This window comes from Microcoleus sp. D3_18_C4 (assembly GCF_036702355.1).
Lineage (GTDB): Bacteria > Cyanobacteriota > Cyanobacteriia > Cyanobacteriales > Microcoleaceae > Microcoleus.
Window position 1 is genome coordinate 16,339 of sequence record NZ_JAUBTF010000067.1, and the last position, 18,076, is coordinate 34,414.

An 18,076-nucleotide genomic window follows, 5' to 3' on the forward strand; every position below is an offset into this window, starting at 1 on the left:
TATATTATGGTGCGGGCTTCCAACAGCCCTATTCAGGATATGTTGGACTTGCGGAACCTGCAACTCTGATTTTTTGGGCTACTGAGCGTTTTTCATGCAAATTTACCTGTTTTGGGGGGAAGACGACTTTGCGATCGCGCAGGCTGTGACAAGTTTGCGCCAAACAGTCCTCGACCCCAACTGGGCTAGTTTTAACTATGACAAGATTATTGCCGATTCCGCCGGAGCTGTGGTCGAAGGGCTCGATCGAGCCTTAACGCCCCCCTTCGGTACCGGCAGCCGTTTTGTCTGGCTGGCAAATACGACTGTAACGCAGCAGTGTTCTCCAGAACTGTTAGCACAATTTGAACGGACGCTGCCGGTGATTCCCGACACCACCGTGCTGCTGCTAACATCCGTCAAAAAACCCGACAGCCGGCTCAAATCTACCAAGTTAATTTCCCAGTCCGCCGCCCAAGTGCGGGAATTTTCACCGATTCCGCCTTGGAATGAGAAAGAATTAGCCCAGCGGGTGCGCCAAGTCGCGGGCGAAATGAACGTAAAATTGACAGCGACAGCGATCGAACTTTTGGCCGAATCCATTGGCAGCGATACCCGTGGGCTATACAGCGAACTGGAAAAATTGCGACTGTTTGCGGGCAACCGCAGCCAACCTCTGAACCCGGAGGAAGTGGCAGCACTGGTACACTGTCACGCCCAAAATACCTTCCAGCTAGCCGATGCGATTCGCGAGGGCAATACCTCCGCCGCTTTGGATTTACTGGCAGGCTTAACTGGCCGCAGCGAGCCGGGTTTGAGGATTGTCGCTGGCTTGACTGGTAAGTTTCGGATTTGGCTGTGGGTAAAGGCGATGATCCAAGCGGGCGATCGCGATGATAAAATTGCTCAAGCTCTAGATCTCGGCAATCCGAAACGAGTATACTATTTTCGGCAAGAAGTCAAGAATGCCAGCTTAGAAAAACTGCAAAAAAGTTTGCCTTTGCTCCTAGAGTTAGAAGCTTCTTTAAAACGGGGCCGAGAAGAAATCTCAACCCTGCAAACCAAAGTTATAGAACTTTCTAGCTTGTTTCGCTGATGCGCGACAGAGCACAGGAGCGGCGCTTTACTGTAAATTTTTATAACAAATTTCTTTCTTCGGCTATGTGCTTGATGCCCGATCGCGGGGCAAAAGGTCAATAGATACTAGAAATACTCTTAGAATGCCAAAGTAGAAGTTAATGTGGTAAATAAATATTGTCCGCCGAATGCCGATCGGTTAATATTATTTGCCGGCTCTCCACCCCCCCCAAAAAAAGAGCGCTACCCATGACACAACAGAACCCGCGGGAACTGCTCAAGCAAGGCGATCCAAAAGCGATCGCATCTAGCATCAACCGTACACTCAAACCCAAAGGCATCAACGCCGATGTGACGCGGGACAACGGCTGCCTCCACATAATTCTGGAGGCAGACAAAGTACCGGATCAAATGGTATTGGTCGATTTCATCCGCACCGGCATGACGAAGCTGGGACTTGAATCAATTCACACTGTAAAGGTTTACGGGCGTCGAACAGGTGACGGTGAGCCTACGTGGGAAGATGAAATTGATCTGATGCCCGCAGATTCAATGCCTTACCCCTTGGATAGTGGAATGCCTGACGACTCTGTAGGTTTAGATGATGTCGAGCCCGAAGGCGAAGACTATTATCAAGAAGGAGAATTCGATCGAGATGACGACGAGGAAGACGAAGACGAAGACGAAGATCAAGCCCCGCCTCCGAAAAAACAATTTCCCAAATGGGTAATACCTGTGGGTATCTTAGTACCTCTGGCGGCGATCGCAGGGCTTTTCTTTACTAAAACTTTCCCCTTCGGCGACTCGAACCCAGAACCCATCGCCCCCGTAGCTACTTCCCCCTCCCCGAAACCCGCATCTCCCGCGTCTAAAGCCGCTGCATCCTCGACCGCCGCCTCTCCGGGCACCCCACAGGCAGCCTCCCCTGCACCAAAACCCGCTCCCACTGCTGCAGCACCAGCAAGCCCAGCTCCAGCTTCTCCTGCACCAAAAGCCGCCGCGCCTAAGCCTGACTCTTGGAGAGAAGCCGTTAACACAGCTCAGAAGGCAGCAATTTCGGCCCAGACGGCTCAGTCTCAAAATGAGTGGATCGCAGTAGCAAGCCAGTGGCAGCAAGCGGTTAAGCTCATGAGAGCCGTACCGTCAACCAGCCCTAACTATCAAAAGGCTCAGCAAAAAGCGGCAGAATATCAGGCTAACCTGAGTGTTGCCAACCGCAGGGCGGCAGCAGCACCTTAAGAGTTTTGAGTTGAATACTGGATGTGCTAAAAGTCAAAAGTCAAAAGCCAAAAGTAAAAAAACTTGTTTTTACTGAAAGCTTTCTTACTTTTGACTTTTTTCAATTTTATTAAAAATTTATTTAACTTCACTACATCTGTAAGGCTTTAGCTATCTTCAGCCTTTAATCAATCTCGGTATCGGAATTTTTGGTCGATTAATTATAGTTCACGGCGCTGCGACAAAATTATTTTTAACTCCTCTGAGGTTAAATCAATTCTTTCTTGGTAGTTTACGTGCATAAAATATTTCTCACGCTCTCAGCATCATTGTAGTATTATTTTGGGAAACGGATATTAACATTACTTTATTTACCTTGATTTTTTTCTACCGACTTACTTAGATGTATATACAGCAAGCCGGATGCTCGCACTCCTTCCTGTAAAAACAAAATTTACTCAACAAACACCGCAATAACTTGGTTTCTTGGATAAACCGGTTTGCTAAACACAGAGCTTGGTTTAAATCTGTTCTTCCCCTGGATTAAAACGCTGAATTCCTTGATCTTCTGCGCGAAAAATAGCATCTTTGGGAATATTGAGGATGCCTGTAAATGAACTTTCGCTTACTTTCAAAGCTTGTTCCTTATTTTTGTATTCGGCTAGTTCGCACTGTAAATTGTCAATAGTCTGTTGCAAGCGAGTGGCTTGTCTGAGCATTTCTTGTTCGGAAAAGTCCAGCAATTGCATCAGATTAGCCACTTGATATTCAAGTAATTGGGTTTCGTAAATATTGTTATTTGTAACAAAGCTTGTAGGAGTTTCTGAATACTCAAAAACACTTTTTTTGTCGGGCATGGACAATGCTGTTTTGACACTAAGTGCCAAATCTTTAAACATTTCAGCAGTGTTGTGGGGAATTTTAACTTTCAGGAACATCACTACCGCAAACACACTTCCTGACGGCAGAAGTCCCCCAAATCCTAAGACAGACTTGACTTGGTAGGGGATAATTAAGGAATTTTGCTCAGGAATAAAGGGGCTGCCTTTTGCCTCTGATACGTGAAAAATATTTAATACTGCGGGCTCTAATTGCAGGAACCTTTTTCGCTCAATTCCGAGGAATGTAGGAATGTCTAAACCGAACTGCCTGATTATTTCGGAAATCGCCGGCATTTGAGCCACTAATTTTGTGCTAACTAATGGAATAGCTGTATTTTCTGCTGCTGTGTGCCGAGAATTCCACTGCGGTTCAGGGCCTGCGGCTGCTAGCAGAGTCAAACATTTCATGTCGGCGGTGGGTGAATTTCCCTTCATCAAGCGGCGGGCGGATTGTTGCAAGGAGTCTTCTAATTCCCCGTAGGGATGAGTTTTGAACAAACGCACTAAGGCACAGGAATTTTCTCCAGTTTGCGAATTGCAAAAATGTCGGTAAATATAGTTAACAATCTTCTGGCTGCTGGCTTCCATACTAGCAGTATTTCTACCTAAGTGGCGCAGGACTAAGCTGCATTTAGCCATGTCTTGCGGGGTAAATAAGGTAATATCGTACATTAAAAAATGCTCTCCAAGAGCTCGAACACTGTTTTTCATTTATCGTTAAGGCCGCTACCGCATCCGGAATCCTACTGAGAGTTTTGAACAAAGTGCTAGTTAAAATATGTAGAAAATTTGCCCGCCAGCCAAATGCAGCGGTTGTATGGCAGCATACAGAAATTAAGATTAAAGCAAAAAAATCTATCCCCTAGGGTAGGCCGCAAGGACAGGAAAGCCGATTTATAATATGTAATTTTTTTTACGAAAAGTCCCACAAAAAAATTAAAGAAGGAATTAAAGAAACAAGGCTTTTCACCGGATATGCCTCGCGTTGTACTGGGCATTTTCGTAGATACAAGTCGGTTTCTGGGTAAGCCATATTCATAGAAATCCTAGAAACTCAAGCTGCAATTTTTGTGGCGGGCGATCGCACGCCGATTTATCAAAAATTGGTACAATTTCGTCAGTCTTGGACGCAGAAACCGGGTTTGCTTACAGAGAAAAAACCCGGTTTCCTGCGTATTGGTAAGTAGATGCTGTGTTCAAAACTTTTAACCACCTCACAGAAATCTACTCAGCAGGTTGAGACTTGGCTTCCAGGGCATCTTTAGCAGACAATCCCTGATCTTGAACGCCAAAATACCACAAACTAGCAGCAGCTTCGGCGCGAGTCACGGATTTCTTCGGCTGAAACAGAGTAGTAAAACCAAAAACGCGGCGAATATTCGCCAAATCTCCATTGTTAAAATCAGCTAAAACTGCCCGCGACGCCTGGGAATCAATCTTAGAAGCATCTTGAAAGCCCCACTTTTCTTTCACTCCGTCAATGTTAGCTGTGGGTAAAACTTGACGACTATCTAAAGGCACTTTCCAGAGAATCATTGTTTCGCGAGTTAAAGGTGCATCCGGGCGAAATTTCACATCTTTAGTTTCTCCCGAAAGCGAACTCGGAATTACACCGGCTTCTGCTAAACCTTGAATTGCTGAAAAATCCGGGTCTGTTTTGGGTATATCAGAAAAGGCTGGTTCGCTAGAGTCTACTGCTAATCTAATTTGTTTGGCTTGACGGCTAGCATAAATCTGATTGTTAGCTGCTACTAACCAGCGGGCGTATTCGCGGCGAGTGACAATTTTGTTGGGTTTGGGCAAAGTGCTGGCTGTTTCTAAATTAGCATTTTCTGTCCCTCGCACTTTTAGCACTTCCAACTGACTTAAATCAGCCACATACTGCCGCAACTGTTGAGGAATTTGGGTGTCTAGTTGGCTAACGTTTGCTGATTTTGGCGACGCGGATGGTGTTGGAGTAGTTCCCTCTGAATTAGATGAATTTGGTGAAGCGGTTGGAGATGCGCTAGACTCGGAATTGTTAGGTTGGGGACTGGTGGCAATTTCTGGGCTGTCTTTGCTGTAGTCGATCGCAAATTCTGTAAAACCTCCTACTTTCCGAGTAGGAGAAAGCGACACAGTTACCCGCAAATTATCTCGCGTTGCTACCAAAGAACCTTGTCCCTCGGCGGTGGGGCGGCTGACTATTTCCCAGTTGCGACGCCCAAACTCTGTAGAGTAAAAGTTCTGAACCGAATTAACAGGATCTGTGCTTTCCCAGCGCAGCCGCACATTTTTTGGCGACGGATCAGTTTGCCCAGCAACTTCGATTAACTCAGCATTAGGATAGAGTGGAATCTCTGTCGGGAAATCGGGAGGAAGTTTGGCGGTAGAGTTTGTCTCAATAGCTGTCGCTGGTGGCGGGGAAGAGAAAACTACTGGATTTTGTTTTAATTTCGGATCGGCGGCTAATGATTCTTCGAGTGCCTTGCTGTTGGGGCTGTTTGCACAACCTGTGACCGCAGCCAGGAGACACACAGCCAGCCAAGTATTTACAGCAGCGAGTATATTGGTTTTATTGGTTTTAGTGATTTTAGAGCGTCCTTGAGAGTTGCCTCGCCGTTGAGTAAATATAATATTCAGCATAAATCCCCCCTTTGCGGATATATTTCTAGGCTAGCGCAGATCGATCGGGCATATATAATTTTTACCCAAATGAAATTTCTGTATTTACTTCTAGTTACTGCTACATTACTTTCATACCCTGTCAAGTTTGCCCGTCCCGCTGCATCTCAACCAGCCCCGCTGCGGACAGCCATTCAGACGCCAGAGTGGCAGCCATTTTGCTCAGCGATGGGTCAGTTTGCGATCGATATGCCGGCAAATCCCAAAATTAATTCCGAAATTTTTTCAAATCAAATTATTGCTCATACATACCGATCGAAATTAAAAAACAAAGAAACTTATTTGCTTCAATACTTTGACCTAGATTTTCGGCTGAGGAACAATAATATCAATAATATCAGAATTACTTTAAATAATGCCGTTGATTTTTTTGTCGTGGCAGCGAATGCTAAAGTCTTGCAAGTGCGGGATATTTCCCTCGGAGGCTATCCGGGAAAAGAATTTGAGTTTCAGCCACTTTCTCCCACTGAACCTGTAGGTGTAGGTCAAGTTTATTTGGTGGAAACGCGCGTTTATGGGCTGGTTGCCACTAACTCAGAACCAGAAAATGCTCAAAAATTTCTCGACTCTTTTCGTTTGTTTTGAAGCAGGAACTTTTACAATGAGTAGTTGAGGAGATTTAACATATTTAACTGATAAATGTTGAGGGAATAAGTCAGAAGTTACAGGGAAAAAATAAAAATGAGTTGGAAGTGGCAATCGAATTTATTAATAAAACTTACGCTTGGCAACTCGGTGTTTAGGAAAATAGTGGCTTTGGCAACAAAAAAGGTCGCCATCAACCGGGTTTTTGAGTAATAATTTGGCCAAAACTCTATTAAGCTAAATTTGACTTAATACCTTATTGTATTTTTTGTACTCTATCTAACGACATAGATTAATTTTACACCCGTGGAGCGATGTAGATACTTGCTCAAATTTATATATTTGATATAAGGATTTTTAAATCGCCGAAAGCAAAAATCAGAAAGCATAAACAAAGATGCTGTCTTGCTCCATCTGGCTCCCATCTGGCTCAACCAAGTCAGCCTCATCGAAAGCTTACCCGGAGGGTATTAATATATTATGAACAAACTAACACCAATTATCCTGAGCGGCCTCCTATTATTTGGAGCTGCTGCTTGCAGCGAAGGAGCTAAAACTAGCGCTGATTCTCCTAATTCTGCCACAGGAAATACCACTAGCCCGCCCCCAGCCGAGACAGTTCAAAAAACTCAGGGTGACGCCACTAGCCAGATTCGCCAAAACCAAGCAAATTCTGATATCAGGGCCAGAGAACAGCGCAACAATGTGACGGGTGGCGATGCCATAAGAGCCGATGGCGACCTTCAAAGTGAAGTGCGCTCAAAGTTAGAAGTAAACATCACTAAAGGTCAGCTAACTGTTGACGCAAAAGATGGGCTTGTCACCGTAGGTGGCACAGTTCCCAATCAAGCTGATTTAGCTAAAATTGAGCCGCTAGCTAAAGAGATTAAGGGTGTCAAAGATGTGAATGTTACGGCTGTTGTCGCCCCCGCTGCACCTGCATCGCCTAGCAGCAATCAATAAATTACAAGGAAGAAGTCCGAGGGACACAAGGGAGAAGGATGTAGTTATCTAGGAGAGAAGTCTGAGGGAAGAGGGTAAAGTTTGGCATTGTAAGATTCCTTGCGGAGCGGATTGCAACACTTAGGTGACTCTCTAGGGAGAGCTGGGTTTTAAGTGAAAGAGTTTAAATTGAATTTTAAATTCACGCATTCAAAACTCACGCAATACCTGCAACTTCCCCTTCCCAATTTCCGATTTCCCATCCCGGAGAATTAGTTAGAAACCAACCTGAAGATAGAGCGGGAAGTTATTCCCAGCGACCGATGAAATTTGTTGGGAAAAAATGACTAAATGTGATTGATGGCAGAGCATAAATTCTGTGGTTGTGTAAAAGTAGTATATTTTCCAGGAGAAAAAAAATGGCTTTAGGTCAACACAAGCGAGCTGTAGGAGCATTTTCTAATTACCGAGATACGGAACTAGCCCTGATGGAACTGCAAAGTACCGGGTTTCCGATGAATAAAGTTTCGGTAGTTGGGGAAAAGCTAGATAACAGCGAAATTGCGGGCGCTAGCGCTGGTAAGAGTACCGATGAGAAAGTCGGTGGTGGCGCCAAAGCAGGGGCGACAGCGGGAGTCGTGACGGGCGGTTTAATTGGTTTACTCGGAAGCATTGGAGCGCTAGCGATTCCGGGAGTTGGCCCGGTGATGGCGGGGGGTGCGATCGCCACTCTGCTGGCAGATACTGTAGTCGGAGGCGCGATTGGGGCAGCAGCAGGCGGTTTGGTCGGCGGTTTGGTCGGTTTGGGAGTTCCCGAAGACAAAGCTAAAGCTTATAACGATCGCGTCTCGCGCGGAGAATATTTGGTATTCGTAGAAGGAACAGATGCTGAACTTGCCACAGCCGAAGGAATTATGAGCGTGCGGGGCATTCAGGATTGGGGTATTTACGATGTGCCTGCAGACACTGGTCGCAGAGCTTCGGGCCGCCAGAAGCGCGCCGTCGGAGTATTTTCAACCCGCCGGGAGACGGAACACGCACTGGGAGAACTGAGAACTGCCGGTTTCGACATGAATCGGGTTTCGGTCATCGCTAAGGATGCTGACTCTAAAGGGGACATCGCAGGCATTGACGTGCACGACAGCGCGGACAACAAATCCGACGAAGGGGCCACAAAGGGCGCACTCACAGGTGGTACTTTGGGCGGCTTGACAGGCTTGTTGGTAGGTCTGGGCCTAGTGGCAATTCCGGGAATCGGGCCGATTATGCTGGCAGGAGCCTCAGCTACGGCGATCGCCACTACACTCGCCGGTACGGCTTTGGGTGCGGCAGCAGGTGGCTTGATCGGAGCTTTAGTCGGTATGGGAATTCCCGAAGAGGAAGCTAGAGCATACAACGATCGCGTGGCGAGAGGAGATTACTTGGTACTGGTTGACGGCAGCGAAGCAGAAGTCGCTAGAGCTGAAACCATTCTGAGCCGTGGAGGCATTCAGCATTGGAACACCTACGACTATAATCCCAGCGTCGATAGTGCTCGGGCTGATTACGGCGCTCCTGGGACTCCGGGCGTTGATACTACGGCTGATATTTACGATCCCAATCAGGGCGTTACCGGCCACCGTCGGGTTTAATAATTCAGACTTTGTTTGGGTATTGTTTCTACTTTCTGCAGGGTAGTCGCACTCGCGCACTCGGATGGTGGAAAGTGATCCAACCAACGGCGGCGAGCTAGCGGTTTTACGCTTCGTCGGTAAAATTATCTCAAAAGTCGGCTTTTTCTCTGAAAGCCGGCTTTTGTTTTGTTCTGGAAACTTCAAAAAGCCACCTGTCAAAAGTTTAATTTTGATTGGCAAGGTGGGCTTTCCACCAGTGGATCGATCGGCTCCCTGAATTTTTACAGCAGAAATCCGCAGCGGTTTTTTAGTCTGTAGCACTCACTACTGCTAGATTTTAAACCCCGCAGTATTATCAAATTTAATGACCTAAATTACCACAGATATTGCCCAGTTAGTCAAAGAGCGACTATCTTTAATTATGGGTAGCTAATTTCAGCAACTTATACAGGTGAAGTAGCCAGTCCCGCGCGCCGAGTACGGCATGCAGTGGTCGGCAACTATTAGAATAATATTGTCGTCGCTTTCCCGCCAGACTTAGGCTGGTCATTGCTTGGCTGTAGCAGCCCAATTGCTGTTGGCAAGACCTGCGGCATGAATACAGTTTTTCTGGGAATGCCTCAGAGAAGCATTTGAGAAGCCCAGGAACAGCTTTTATGTCCGGGAGCGCGTCTGGTGTCGAGTGTTCTGTAAATTAGAACCGCAAGCGCTCATGGATCGAGAAAACATTAACAGCAAGCACAGCAGCGCGAGAATAGGGGAACGACTCGCGAGCCATTTTTTCGCGCAATCTCAGGCTCAGCACAGCGTATTGCTTGCTTCGCCGGCGACTCGCTCAGCACTCCGAGGGAAACAGCCTTCCTGTGGGTTTTCACTGGCACGGAGCACAGTGGGGGGAGGTGACACTAGCTGAGCTGGCCTGGCGCTGCCGTCCGGGTTCCTCGAAGGTAGAAAGCACTTATTTAGAAGGCATTAGGGGTTGAAGCTCCGATATCTTCTTTATTGATTGCACTCATAAATTCGATCGCCTGTACTGGCAAATTTTCGGGTCAGAAGACGGCGCGGATGCCGCCAGCAATACCGCCAATATTCGATCGACCTTGACAAGATCGATCAACAACTTCTCGGTATTTTGGTAAAGAGTTAGGAGGTAATATGTAGTGGTTAGCAGTTAGTATAAATCCAACTAACCATTAACAACTAATATCAACCGCCAACTAATTACTAGCAAAATAATACTTACAGGACTTACAGGTGGCGAGAAACGCGGTTTTTTCATAACTTCCGCGCTAGCAAACCTCAGATTATACCAGAACCCGGTTTATTTTCGTAAATTATAACTATGAGAGCAGGGTGATGGTAGGAATCAAGCAGTTTTGACAATTGTTAATGTGGCAGTATTAGTTTAAAAAACTGACTGGCAAACACGATAGTACAAACTTTCACACAACATAGAACATCGAGAAATTAAGGAAACTCACTCAATTTTTTTATGAATTTCACTGAGCTTTTAAGTGCCGATGAACTTTTAACTAGACATAGAAACGGGGAACGAGATTTTCGAGGGACTAACCTCATTGCGGCTCATTTGAGTGAAGCTAATCTCAGTCGAACAAATTTGAGCAGCGCTAATTTGAAAGGTGCCAACTTAATTAGAAGTAAACTGATTGGAGCTAATTTAAACGCCGCCGACTTGAGCGGGGCTAATTTGTCTAAGGCGAAATTAATTGAAGCTAACCTCGGGAGTTCTAGTTTAACTGGAACTGTAGCCATCTCCGCAGATTTTAGCGGGGCCAATCTCAGCGGAGCAATACTGTCTCAGGCTGACTTGAGCAAAGCAGTTATGACTGGAGCGAGTTTAGTAGGAGCTTGTTTGCTAAGTGGCTCAAAACTAACTGAGGCTAATTTGAGCGGGGCGACGCTGAGCCGAGCAATTATGAGCGGGGTTGATTTAAGCAGAGCAAATCTGACGAGAGCGATTCTCACCGAGGTAGATTTGACCGGGGCGAACCTGAGCGGAGCAACTTTAACTCGGGCTTATCTCAATCGCGGAAATCTCAGCGGCGTCAATTTGGTTGGGGCTTCTTTGAGCGAAGCAAGTCTGCGGGAGGCTTCTATTAGCGCTGCTAATTTGAGCGGTGCTGACTTGAGCGGTGCTGACTTGCAATCGGCAAATCTAAATGGCTCTAATTTGAGCGGTGCGGACTTGCAGGGAGCTAATTTAAGTAAAGCTAATTTAAATGGTTTGATTCTGCACAATGCTGATTTGAGGGCTGCGAATTTGAACAAAGCTTCTTTGCGGGGAGCTAACTTGAGCGGTGCAAATTTGGCAGGTGCTAGCTTGCTGGAAGCGGATTTGCGGGGGGCAAATTTGAGTCACGCCAATTTGTCGGGAGCGGGTTTGCTGCTAAGTTCTCTAACAGGGGCGAATTTGACAGGAACTAATTTGTCAGAGGCTAATTTGATTGGGGCGAGCTTGAATGTTGATAATTTGAATGAGGCAGCTTTGGGCGGGGCGATTTTGCCGAATGGAGCTACTCACAGCCGGGATTGATAAGTTGATTAAGAGAAAATGGTTTTGAGTTTTAAGTTAAATAATCTTTAATTTAAAACTCAAAACTTTTGACAATAAAGAATTCAGGAGTCAGGAATCAGAAGTCAGTTATTGGTTGTGCAGGGCGGGTTTAATAGATTGTCTGCGATCGACAATCTATTGACAATCTATTAAAATTAGGACTCAGCGATGCAATCTCAGAGGCAATTTCAGCATTCTTTGACTAACTAATTCGCTTGGACAGGTTTTACAACATGATGTTGAAACCCCGCAGCAAGAGCTTGTTTCTGATTAAAGTCTCCAGCATAGGCAGTCAGGGCGATAGCTGTGCAGTTCCCCAAGTTGACGCGCGATCGCCAGCCCCAATCCCAAACCCCAAAAATTACGACTTAGGGCTCCATCCTCCTAATCTTCATCTTTACTTTGTGAAACATACTTGCAAAATTTTTGACACCGTGCTAACGTTAAAAGGTTTGAGACTTAAAAATCAATAGAGGTAAAACCCCGCAGAATGAAACAATTGGGAACCCATCTGGTCGCTGATGCTTGGCAGTCTCCTGGAGACCTGCTCAACGATCCTGAACGTATCCGCCGCGCTATTCTCGATGCGATCGAAGCCGGAGGAGCTACTCTCATCGATTTGTGCGTACACCAGTTTAGTCCTCACGGAGTGACAGCTACTGCTACTTTGGCAGAGTCTCATATAGCAATCCATACTTGGCCTGAACACGGTTATTTTGCTGCAGACTTATTTTTCTGCGGAGCCGGCGACCCTCACCGAGCCATGAAGGTGCTACAGACAGCTTTGGAAGCTAAACAGGTAAAACTCACTGAGTTCACGCGCGGTTTCGATCCAGGGGTGGGCATTGTAGGTTCTGCTTGTGAAGAGCAGTATGCCCCTCGTTCAGTAGAAACGAGTGCCGCCAGAGGATGATGGCCAATTAGCGTAACTTTGAACAATTTATGCTAGGTTTTGTTTAAAATCCCACGGATCGAACCGTGGGATTCTTGTTGGAATTTACTTTTTCATTAATAAAGGGCGGACAACTAAATAACCTGCACCAAAAGCTGCAATCACAATCAGAAAAATCGCGATCGCCAACCACAATCCACTTAAGTCTGAGGTTTTTTTGAGTTGAGATCGCACACGGTAAGGAGTTTCCGGCACCTCTGTAAATAATTTTTCGGGAAGTGGCTGCGGCATTGAGACGGCTGTTGGCTCCGGTTCCGGTAGTGGGAAGGGGAAAGCTACTGTCTGAGGTGGTTGAGGTACGGCAGAGTTCATCTGCGAGGTTACAGGTGGTGGGGGCGGAGGTTCAACGCTGAAATTGAATTTGACTGACGGCATTTGAGGCATCCCTGTCTGGGTGATGCTCTGAGCCGAGTTGACTACTTGCTGTAACTGTTGGGATACTTGAACTACTGTTTCTACTTCTCGCCGCAGTTGTTGATTTTGTTGGACTAATTGCTGATTGTGGGTTTTGAGGGAGTCCACCATCGCTTGGGCTGCTTGCAGCTCTGCCGTGACTTCTCGATAGAGGGAAATTGGTACCGATGGAGAGTAACTATTTGAGTTTTCAGGGGAAGTATTGTCAGATAAGGTAGTATTTTGCATAATTGTAGATGGCGAGGGTGAACTTGTTTTAGTTTAGCCTGAGAGTATTTGCAATTAGATCGATCGCAACACAATTCGTCAAGATATTTGTTACAGATATTGAAGGTCAATTTAATTTAATGTTACAAGTTTTTAGTCAATGGCTATGAACAACTACGCACCGGAACAAACTATGTCGCAAAAGTCAAGCACCGAAGAAATGAAATACGGCGAACGCCAGATTTTGGAAGGGGAGTTAATTACTTTTCCGAATCCGCGAGTCGGGCGGCGCTACTCGATTAACATTACATTGCCGGAGTTTACTTGCAAGTGTCCATTTTCTGGCTATCCAGATTTTGCGACAATTCACGTTACTTACGTGCCAGACGAGCGGGTGGTAGAGTTAAAGGCGCTGAAACTGTACGTCAACAGTTATCGCGATCGCTACATTTCTCACGAAGAATCGATCAATCAAATTTTAGACGATTTTGTGGCAGCTTGCGCGCCGCTGGAAGCGACGATTAAAGGCGATTTTTCGCCGCGGGGGAACGTCCACACCGTGATTGAGGTGCGGCACGAGAAGTAGGGCGGGTATTAAGCTGTTGTGGCATTGAGATTTAATTGTGGGGCGGCGTCGAAGCGCACCCCACAATAGTTTTAAGAAATAGGATTGTTAATAAAATTAGCAAGTAATTGTAGGGTGCGTCAAGGCAGCCCTCTCAACGTAGTCAAAAAGCCGTTCAAACGCTTAAAATCTGGTAGTTTGTAGGGTGTAAACTGGGCATGGGTCGAGTTGTCACCCACCGGAGAGTACCGGTTTACTGGCGTTTCAGCGTTTGGATTTTGAAACCAAAACTCCGTATATATAGCAATCCTTGCAGGAGTCATAAATTTTTTACCCCACCCCAACCCTCCCCTTGCTAAGGGGAGGGAGTAAGAAATTCACAAATGATTTAGGATTGCTATAGTAATTTTGATTACTGGAAATTTGAAAAATCCGAACGTGAAATAGTGGTTTTCTGCTTTTTTTCAGGTTCACATTAACAACCTCGACATATTTGGCAACGCGCCCCCTACAATCTCAACTAATCTTTTGGATATTTATCGTTGGTGTAAGGTGCGCTAGGCGCACCCGACGGTTAGCTTTGACTTGCAACAGAAGTCTGCGCTATTTCGCTCTTTTCTTCCTCTTGTTTCGATTCTGCCAACTTGTCCAAAATCTCCACAACTTCTCTTTCAAAACTCACCTGAGCGCGATTAGTGCGCCCGCCGACGTATAGTTTGCCGTTTTTTTCCAAAGCCCAAATCTGCGAGTGAGACAGATAGCTCATCAGCACGCTAAGCATCAGCAACCCGAAGCCAGTATAAACGATCGGAATACCCGGATCAGCCTTAATTTGCAATCCCGTACTGCCTACAACTTCGTCAATTGTCAGCATCACTCCGTTAACTTCCACCGCCGTGCCTGCGCGAACTGTAGTTAACAATTTGCCATCCGTACCGTACACTAACATCGTGCCTTGCAAGTCCTTTGCTAGCAGAGAAACTCCAGCACTCAAATCTGGTTTGGTCGGAATCCAAGCACCCCAAATTCGACCTTTACCTTGGGTGTCTAACTGAGCCATTGGCAATTGTAAAACTGGGCTTTTATTAAGGCGAACTCGCACGGCGGCTATTGCCCAATCTGCTTGATAAAAAGTGACTCCCCGATATCTGAGGGGCTCGTTAACGTGAATGGTTTTGCGATCGACCTCTTGGCCTGTTTTGTCCAAAACTGACAGATCCGAGTAAAATTGATCGATTCCGCCTTCTGGAGTATAATCAATCCAGAACCGATTAACTCGCATCGACCAATCCTTCGGTATTTGCGGCCGGGCCCAAGGTCCCGCATCCAGGATATTCTGCACCTGAAATGTTTCGCCGCTGGGAACCATTTCTTGGCCTAGAAATCCCGTCATCGCGCCCCACATCGACCCAGCTAAAATAATTAGCATACTGGCGTGAACAATAATCGGGCCGATTTTACCAATTATTCCCTTGCGAGCATAAACTTTTTCGCCTTCTCGAAATATGCGGTAGTTTTTTTGCTGCAAAAGTGGTTCTAACGAACTTAAAGCAACTGTTTCTAATTCCGCACTGAGAGCTAATTTTTCAAACTGCTTTGGTTCTTCATAAAATTTCCAGCGGCGGGCGGCTTTTAATGCGGGAAATTGTCGAGTAAATGTACAAGCTGTTAAGCTGCTGCCGAACAAAATTAGGATTGACAAAAACCACCAAGTGCGGTATACGTGGTCTAGTCCTGCAATTAGTACAACTTTCCAAGTTAGGAAGCCGAACAAAGCGGGGTGTTCTGGATAGTTGGATTGGTAAAAGGGTACTGATTGGCCTTGTTCGATGACGGTGCCGGAAATGCTGAAAAATGCGATCGTCAGCAGCAAGATAATTGCCAGCCGCAAATCTGCTAGCACCGGCAAGATTTCTCGCTTGAAAAACCTTTGAGGGGCAGTCGCCCAGTTTGAGAGTTTTGATAGAAATACTTCTTTTGATGTCATTGGTAATTATGAAGGAAGAAGGAAGAAGGAAGAAGGAAGAAGGAAGAGGGAAGAAGGAAGAAGGAAGAGGGAAGAGGGAAGAGGATAGAATAACAAAAGATGAACAAAATATTATTATTTTTAGTTAAAAAGTCTCCATCAATTTTGGATTCTTTCTCTTTTCTTTCTTCCTTCGTGTTCTTCGCGTCTTCGCGGTTCGTTAAAAAAAACTTAATTCACGCATTCAGGAGAGATTGCTATATCTTTAAATAAAGACTGAAGTCCTTACTACTAAAATTAAGCGGGAAGGATTCGGGAAAGCAGAGAGAAAACGCCAAATCCTACTAGCAAAACGCCGCTAACAGGCGTAATCCAACTCGACCACCGACGTAATTCTAACAACTTTTTAATGCTAGCAGTGAAAGTACCTGCTATAATCAGCGGAGCGACGTAGCCAGCAGCATAAAACAGCAGCAACACACCACCTAAAACTGTATCTCCCGTTTTGGAAACCCAAGCTAAGAGTGTAGCTAAAACCGGCGTGCTGCAGGGAGACGCTACTAAACCAAAAGTTAAGCCCAATAAGTACGACCGCACGCCCGCAGGCAAATCTTTCGGCACCCACCCCACAGCGTCGAAAGACGGCATTTGTAAGGGTAAAGCTTCGAGTAAATTGAGCCCCATTAGAATAGCAATAATGCTGACAAGAATCGGCAAACCCAGGCCAATTTTGCCGTAAACTTGTCCGGCAAATGATGCTACAATACCTAAACCCGCAAGGGTGGTGGCTAATCCGAGGGAAAACCACGCCGACTGGGCGGCGGCTTGCAGGCGGCTTTTTGCTTCGTATCCGCCGATGTAGCCGATCGTGATCGGCAACATTGAAAGCATACAGGGCGTTAAGCTCGTTAGCAACCCTGCCAGAAAAATAACTCCGACGCTGACTAAACTGAGGTTTGTCAGTTGAGTATTTACTAAATTATTAGCAAATTGTGCGAGTTCGTAAAGTTGAGTTTGCAGGGTTTCCATCAGTCGATTTTAGAAGATTTTAGATTTTAGATTTTAGATTGACTCCACAGCCCATCGATTTTAGAAGATTTTAGATTTTAGATTTTAGATTGACTCCACAGCCCATCGATTTTAGATTTTAGATTTTAGATTTTAGATTGACTCCACCGCCCATCGATTTTAGATTTTAGAGAGGCTCTACAGATGAATCTGAGAGTTTAAACTAAATATCTAATATTTTTGCTATTCACGACTCCTGTGGGGGGCTTGTATCCCTAGGCAGGTGACTTCAGGTTCGGGGCTGTTCTAGCTTTGTTGAAAATTGTAACAGATGCGCGCAGGTTCTGTTTTAAATTTAAGATTTTAGCGATATTTACGGGTTGGGAGTTAAAAAGTCGATCGCACCCTGGTTTAAATTGATATCTTGACAGCATCCTCAACAAGCTGTTGACAACGGGCGCAGCTTGGGAGTTAAAAGGTCGATCGCACCCTGGTTAAATTGATATCTTGACAGCATCCTCAACAAGCTGTTGGCAACGGGCGCAGCTACACCAGATAATTCATTGACTGCGAAATCAGCCCGAAAGCCTGTTGTTGAAATTATTCAAGCAGACTTTAATTTTACTCTACTGTAAATTAAAGCCACTTTCTTCATTAATAGACCCGTCCGGCATTATTGCCCCTGCCAGCACCGCACCTCTGAAATTTGCTCCCGTTAAAGTAGCGCCTTCTAAATTAGCATTGCTCAAATTTGTGACTTGTTTGGAACCTCGGAAAAAGAAGCTGTGCAAGTCAGCACCTGTTAAATTAGTGTCTGCCAAATTAGCATATTGCAAGTCAGCACCGTGCAGCGTCGCATCCGTTAAATTAGCTTGGGTAAGATTGCTTCCCCAAAGTCGAGAATCTAAGACATTAGCATCCTGTAAATTGGCGCGGCTCAGATTGGCCAAAGTCAGATTCGCATCCCACAACTTCGTGCCGTTGAAATTAGCTTCGGTCAAATTGGCTCGACTGAGATCCGTGCCTAAAATCTCAGCATTTGCTAAATTAGCGCCGGTGAGATCTGCGTCAGAAAGATCCGCATCTTTTAAGTTAGCACCGGACAAATTAGCGCCGGACAAATTAGCGCCGGACAAATTGGCTTCTTGGAGATTAGCTCCCCGCAAATCGACTGCGCTCAAATCGCACTGTTTCCACAAAAAACTGACGCACCAATTATCCTTTAATAGGTGAGTCACATCCTCTGGATTCGCGGCCATCACAGGAGGAGTTAAGTAGAGAGTGAACAGGACGATCGCCAACACCGCAGCGAAGAAAGTTTTCAACCTCATAACTCTTTTCATTGACACTAATTTGCGCCATAAATTATTGATGTCTAATCAAAGCATAGCAAATAATCTGCAACTTCCCTCAGCAAGATTACTCAAAAA

At 45.7% G+C, this 18,076-nt stretch carries 14 protein-coding genes; 8 read left to right on the plus strand and 6 right to left on the minus strand.

Going from position 1 to position 18,076, the window contains the following annotated elements:
* The first annotated feature begins 94 nt into the window (after positions 1 to 94).
* Together holA and QUA90_RS25275 are read left to right on the plus strand one after the other, a co-directional pair.
* Positions 95 to 1,075, plus strand: coding sequence for a DNA polymerase III subunit delta (gene holA / locus QUA90_RS25270; protein ID WP_333331298.1), 981 nt, complete (start codon positions 95 to 97; stop codon positions 1,073 to 1,075).
* Between the two features lie 230 nt (positions 1,076 to 1,305).
* Complete coding sequence (locus QUA90_RS25275) at positions 1,306 to 2,295, plus strand: hypothetical protein (protein ID WP_333389903.1); 990 nt, start codon at positions 1,306 to 1,308, stop codon at positions 2,293 to 2,295.
* A gap of 500 nt (positions 2,296 to 2,795) precedes the next feature.
* On the opposite strand, the gene QUA90_RS25280 is transcribed toward QUA90_RS25275, so the two are convergent.
* Entirely contained in the window at positions 2,796 to 3,866 is a 1,071-nt protein-coding gene (locus QUA90_RS25280; protein WP_333448242.1) for a histidine kinase, read from the minus strand.
* A gap of 513 nt (positions 3,867 to 4,379) precedes the next feature.
* On the minus strand, positions 4,380 to 5,780 hold the full coding sequence (locus tag QUA90_RS25285) for an S-layer homology domain-containing protein (RefSeq protein ID WP_333448243.1): 1,401 nt from the start codon (positions 5,778 to 5,780) through the stop codon (positions 4,380 to 4,382).
* A 69-nt stretch (positions 5,781 to 5,849) separates the two neighbouring features.
* Between QUA90_RS25285 and QUA90_RS25290 the strand changes: the two genes are divergently transcribed.
* From QUA90_RS25290 to speD, 5 genes are all read left to right on the plus strand, one after another.
* On the plus strand, positions 5,850 to 6,404 hold the full coding sequence (locus tag QUA90_RS25290; protein WP_333331287.1) for a hypothetical protein: 555 nt from the start codon (positions 5,850 to 5,852) through the stop codon (positions 6,402 to 6,404).
* A gap of 480 nt (positions 6,405 to 6,884) precedes the next feature.
* The gene (locus tag QUA90_RS25295; RefSeq protein WP_333331285.1) at positions 6,885 to 7,367 is read left to right on the plus strand and encodes a BON domain-containing protein; all 483 of its coding nucleotides are present in this window, start codon (positions 6,885 to 6,887) and stop codon (positions 7,365 to 7,367) included.
* A gap of 398 nt (positions 7,368 to 7,765) precedes the next feature.
* Complete coding sequence (locus tag QUA90_RS25300) at positions 7,766 to 8,977, plus strand: histidine kinase (RefSeq protein ID WP_333331282.1); 1,212 nt, start codon at positions 7,766 to 7,768, stop codon at positions 8,975 to 8,977.
* A 1,474-nt stretch (positions 8,978 to 10,451) separates the two neighbouring features.
* Positions 10,452 to 11,513: a pentapeptide repeat-containing protein gene (locus QUA90_RS25305; protein WP_333448244.1), complete on the plus strand. Its 1,062-nt coding sequence runs from the start codon at positions 10,452 to 10,454 to the stop codon at positions 11,511 to 11,513.
* Positions 11,514 to 12,024: 511 nt separating this feature from the next.
* Complete coding sequence (gene speD / locus QUA90_RS25310; RefSeq protein WP_333080601.1) at positions 12,025 to 12,447, plus strand: adenosylmethionine decarboxylase; 423 nt, start codon at positions 12,025 to 12,027, stop codon at positions 12,445 to 12,447.
* An 84-nt stretch (positions 12,448 to 12,531) separates the two neighbouring features.
* On the opposite strand, the gene QUA90_RS25315 is transcribed toward speD, so the two are convergent.
* Positions 12,532 to 13,128, minus strand: coding sequence for a hypothetical protein (locus QUA90_RS25315; protein ID WP_333331276.1), 597 nt, complete (start codon positions 13,126 to 13,128; stop codon positions 12,532 to 12,534).
* Between the two features lie 145 nt (positions 13,129 to 13,273).
* Between QUA90_RS25315 and queF the strand changes: the two genes are divergently transcribed.
* Positions 13,274 to 13,693: a preQ(1) synthase gene (queF, locus tag QUA90_RS25320; RefSeq protein ID WP_333389911.1), complete on the plus strand. Its 420-nt coding sequence runs from the start codon at positions 13,274 to 13,276 to the stop codon at positions 13,691 to 13,693.
* 553 nt (positions 13,694 to 14,246) lie between these two features.
* Here queF and QUA90_RS25325 read toward each other — a convergent pair.
* The 3 genes from QUA90_RS25325 to QUA90_RS25335 form a co-directional block, all read right to left on the minus strand.
* Positions 14,247 to 15,659: a cytochrome c biogenesis protein gene (locus QUA90_RS25325; protein ID WP_333448245.1), complete on the minus strand. Its 1,413-nt coding sequence runs from the start codon at positions 15,657 to 15,659 to the stop codon at positions 14,247 to 14,249.
* Positions 15,660 to 15,935: 276 nt separating this feature from the next.
* Positions 15,936 to 16,667, minus strand: coding sequence for a cytochrome c biogenesis protein CcdA (locus QUA90_RS25330; protein ID WP_333233091.1), 732 nt, complete (start codon positions 16,665 to 16,667; stop codon positions 15,936 to 15,938).
* Positions 16,668 to 17,272: 605 nt separating this feature from the next.
* Positions 17,273 to 17,989, minus strand: coding sequence for a pentapeptide repeat-containing protein (locus tag QUA90_RS25335; RefSeq protein WP_333448246.1), 717 nt, complete (start codon positions 17,987 to 17,989; stop codon positions 17,273 to 17,275).
* Between the last annotated feature and the right edge of the window lie 87 nt (positions 17,990 to 18,076).

What these genes read in the sequence shown, in the direction of transcription:
- holA (WP_333331298.1), top strand. Translation starts at nt 95, where the DNA reads ATGCAAATTTACCTGTTTTGGGGGGAAGACGACTTTGCGATCGCGCAG.
- QUA90_RS25275 (WP_333389903.1), top strand. Translation starts at nt 1,306, where the DNA reads ATGACACAACAGAACCCGCGGGAACTGCTCAAGCAAGGCGATCCAAAA.
- QUA90_RS25280 (WP_333448242.1), bottom strand. Translation starts at nt 3,866, where the DNA reads ATGAAAAACAGTGTTCGAGCTCTTGGAGAGCATTTTTTAATGTACGAT.
- QUA90_RS25285 (WP_333448243.1), bottom strand. Translation starts at nt 5,780, where the DNA reads ATGCTGAATATTATATTTACTCAACGGCGAGGCAACTCTCAAGGACGC.
- QUA90_RS25290 (WP_333331287.1), top strand. Translation starts at nt 5,850, where the DNA reads ATGAAATTTCTGTATTTACTTCTAGTTACTGCTACATTACTTTCATAC.
- QUA90_RS25295 (WP_333331285.1), top strand. Translation starts at nt 6,885, where the DNA reads ATGAACAAACTAACACCAATTATCCTGAGCGGCCTCCTATTATTTGGA.
- QUA90_RS25300 (WP_333331282.1), top strand. Translation starts at nt 7,766, where the DNA reads ATGGCTTTAGGTCAACACAAGCGAGCTGTAGGAGCATTTTCTAATTAC.
- QUA90_RS25305 (WP_333448244.1), top strand. Translation starts at nt 10,452, where the DNA reads ATGAATTTCACTGAGCTTTTAAGTGCCGATGAACTTTTAACTAGACAT.
- speD (WP_333080601.1), top strand. Translation starts at nt 12,025, where the DNA reads ATGAAACAATTGGGAACCCATCTGGTCGCTGATGCTTGGCAGTCTCCT.
- QUA90_RS25315 (WP_333331276.1), bottom strand. Translation starts at nt 13,128, where the DNA reads ATGCAAAATACTACCTTATCTGACAATACTTCCCCTGAAAACTCAAAT.
- queF (WP_333389911.1), top strand. Translation starts at nt 13,274, where the DNA reads ATGAACAACTACGCACCGGAACAAACTATGTCGCAAAAGTCAAGCACC.
- QUA90_RS25325 (WP_333448245.1), bottom strand. Translation starts at nt 15,659, where the DNA reads ATGACATCAAAAGAAGTATTTCTATCAAAACTCTCAAACTGGGCGACT.
- QUA90_RS25330 (WP_333233091.1), bottom strand. Translation starts at nt 16,667, where the DNA reads ATGGAAACCCTGCAAACTCAACTTTACGAACTCGCACAATTTGCTAAT.
- QUA90_RS25335 (WP_333448246.1), bottom strand. Translation starts at nt 17,989, where the DNA reads ATGAAAAGAGTTATGAGGTTGAAAACTTTCTTCGCTGCGGTGTTGGCG.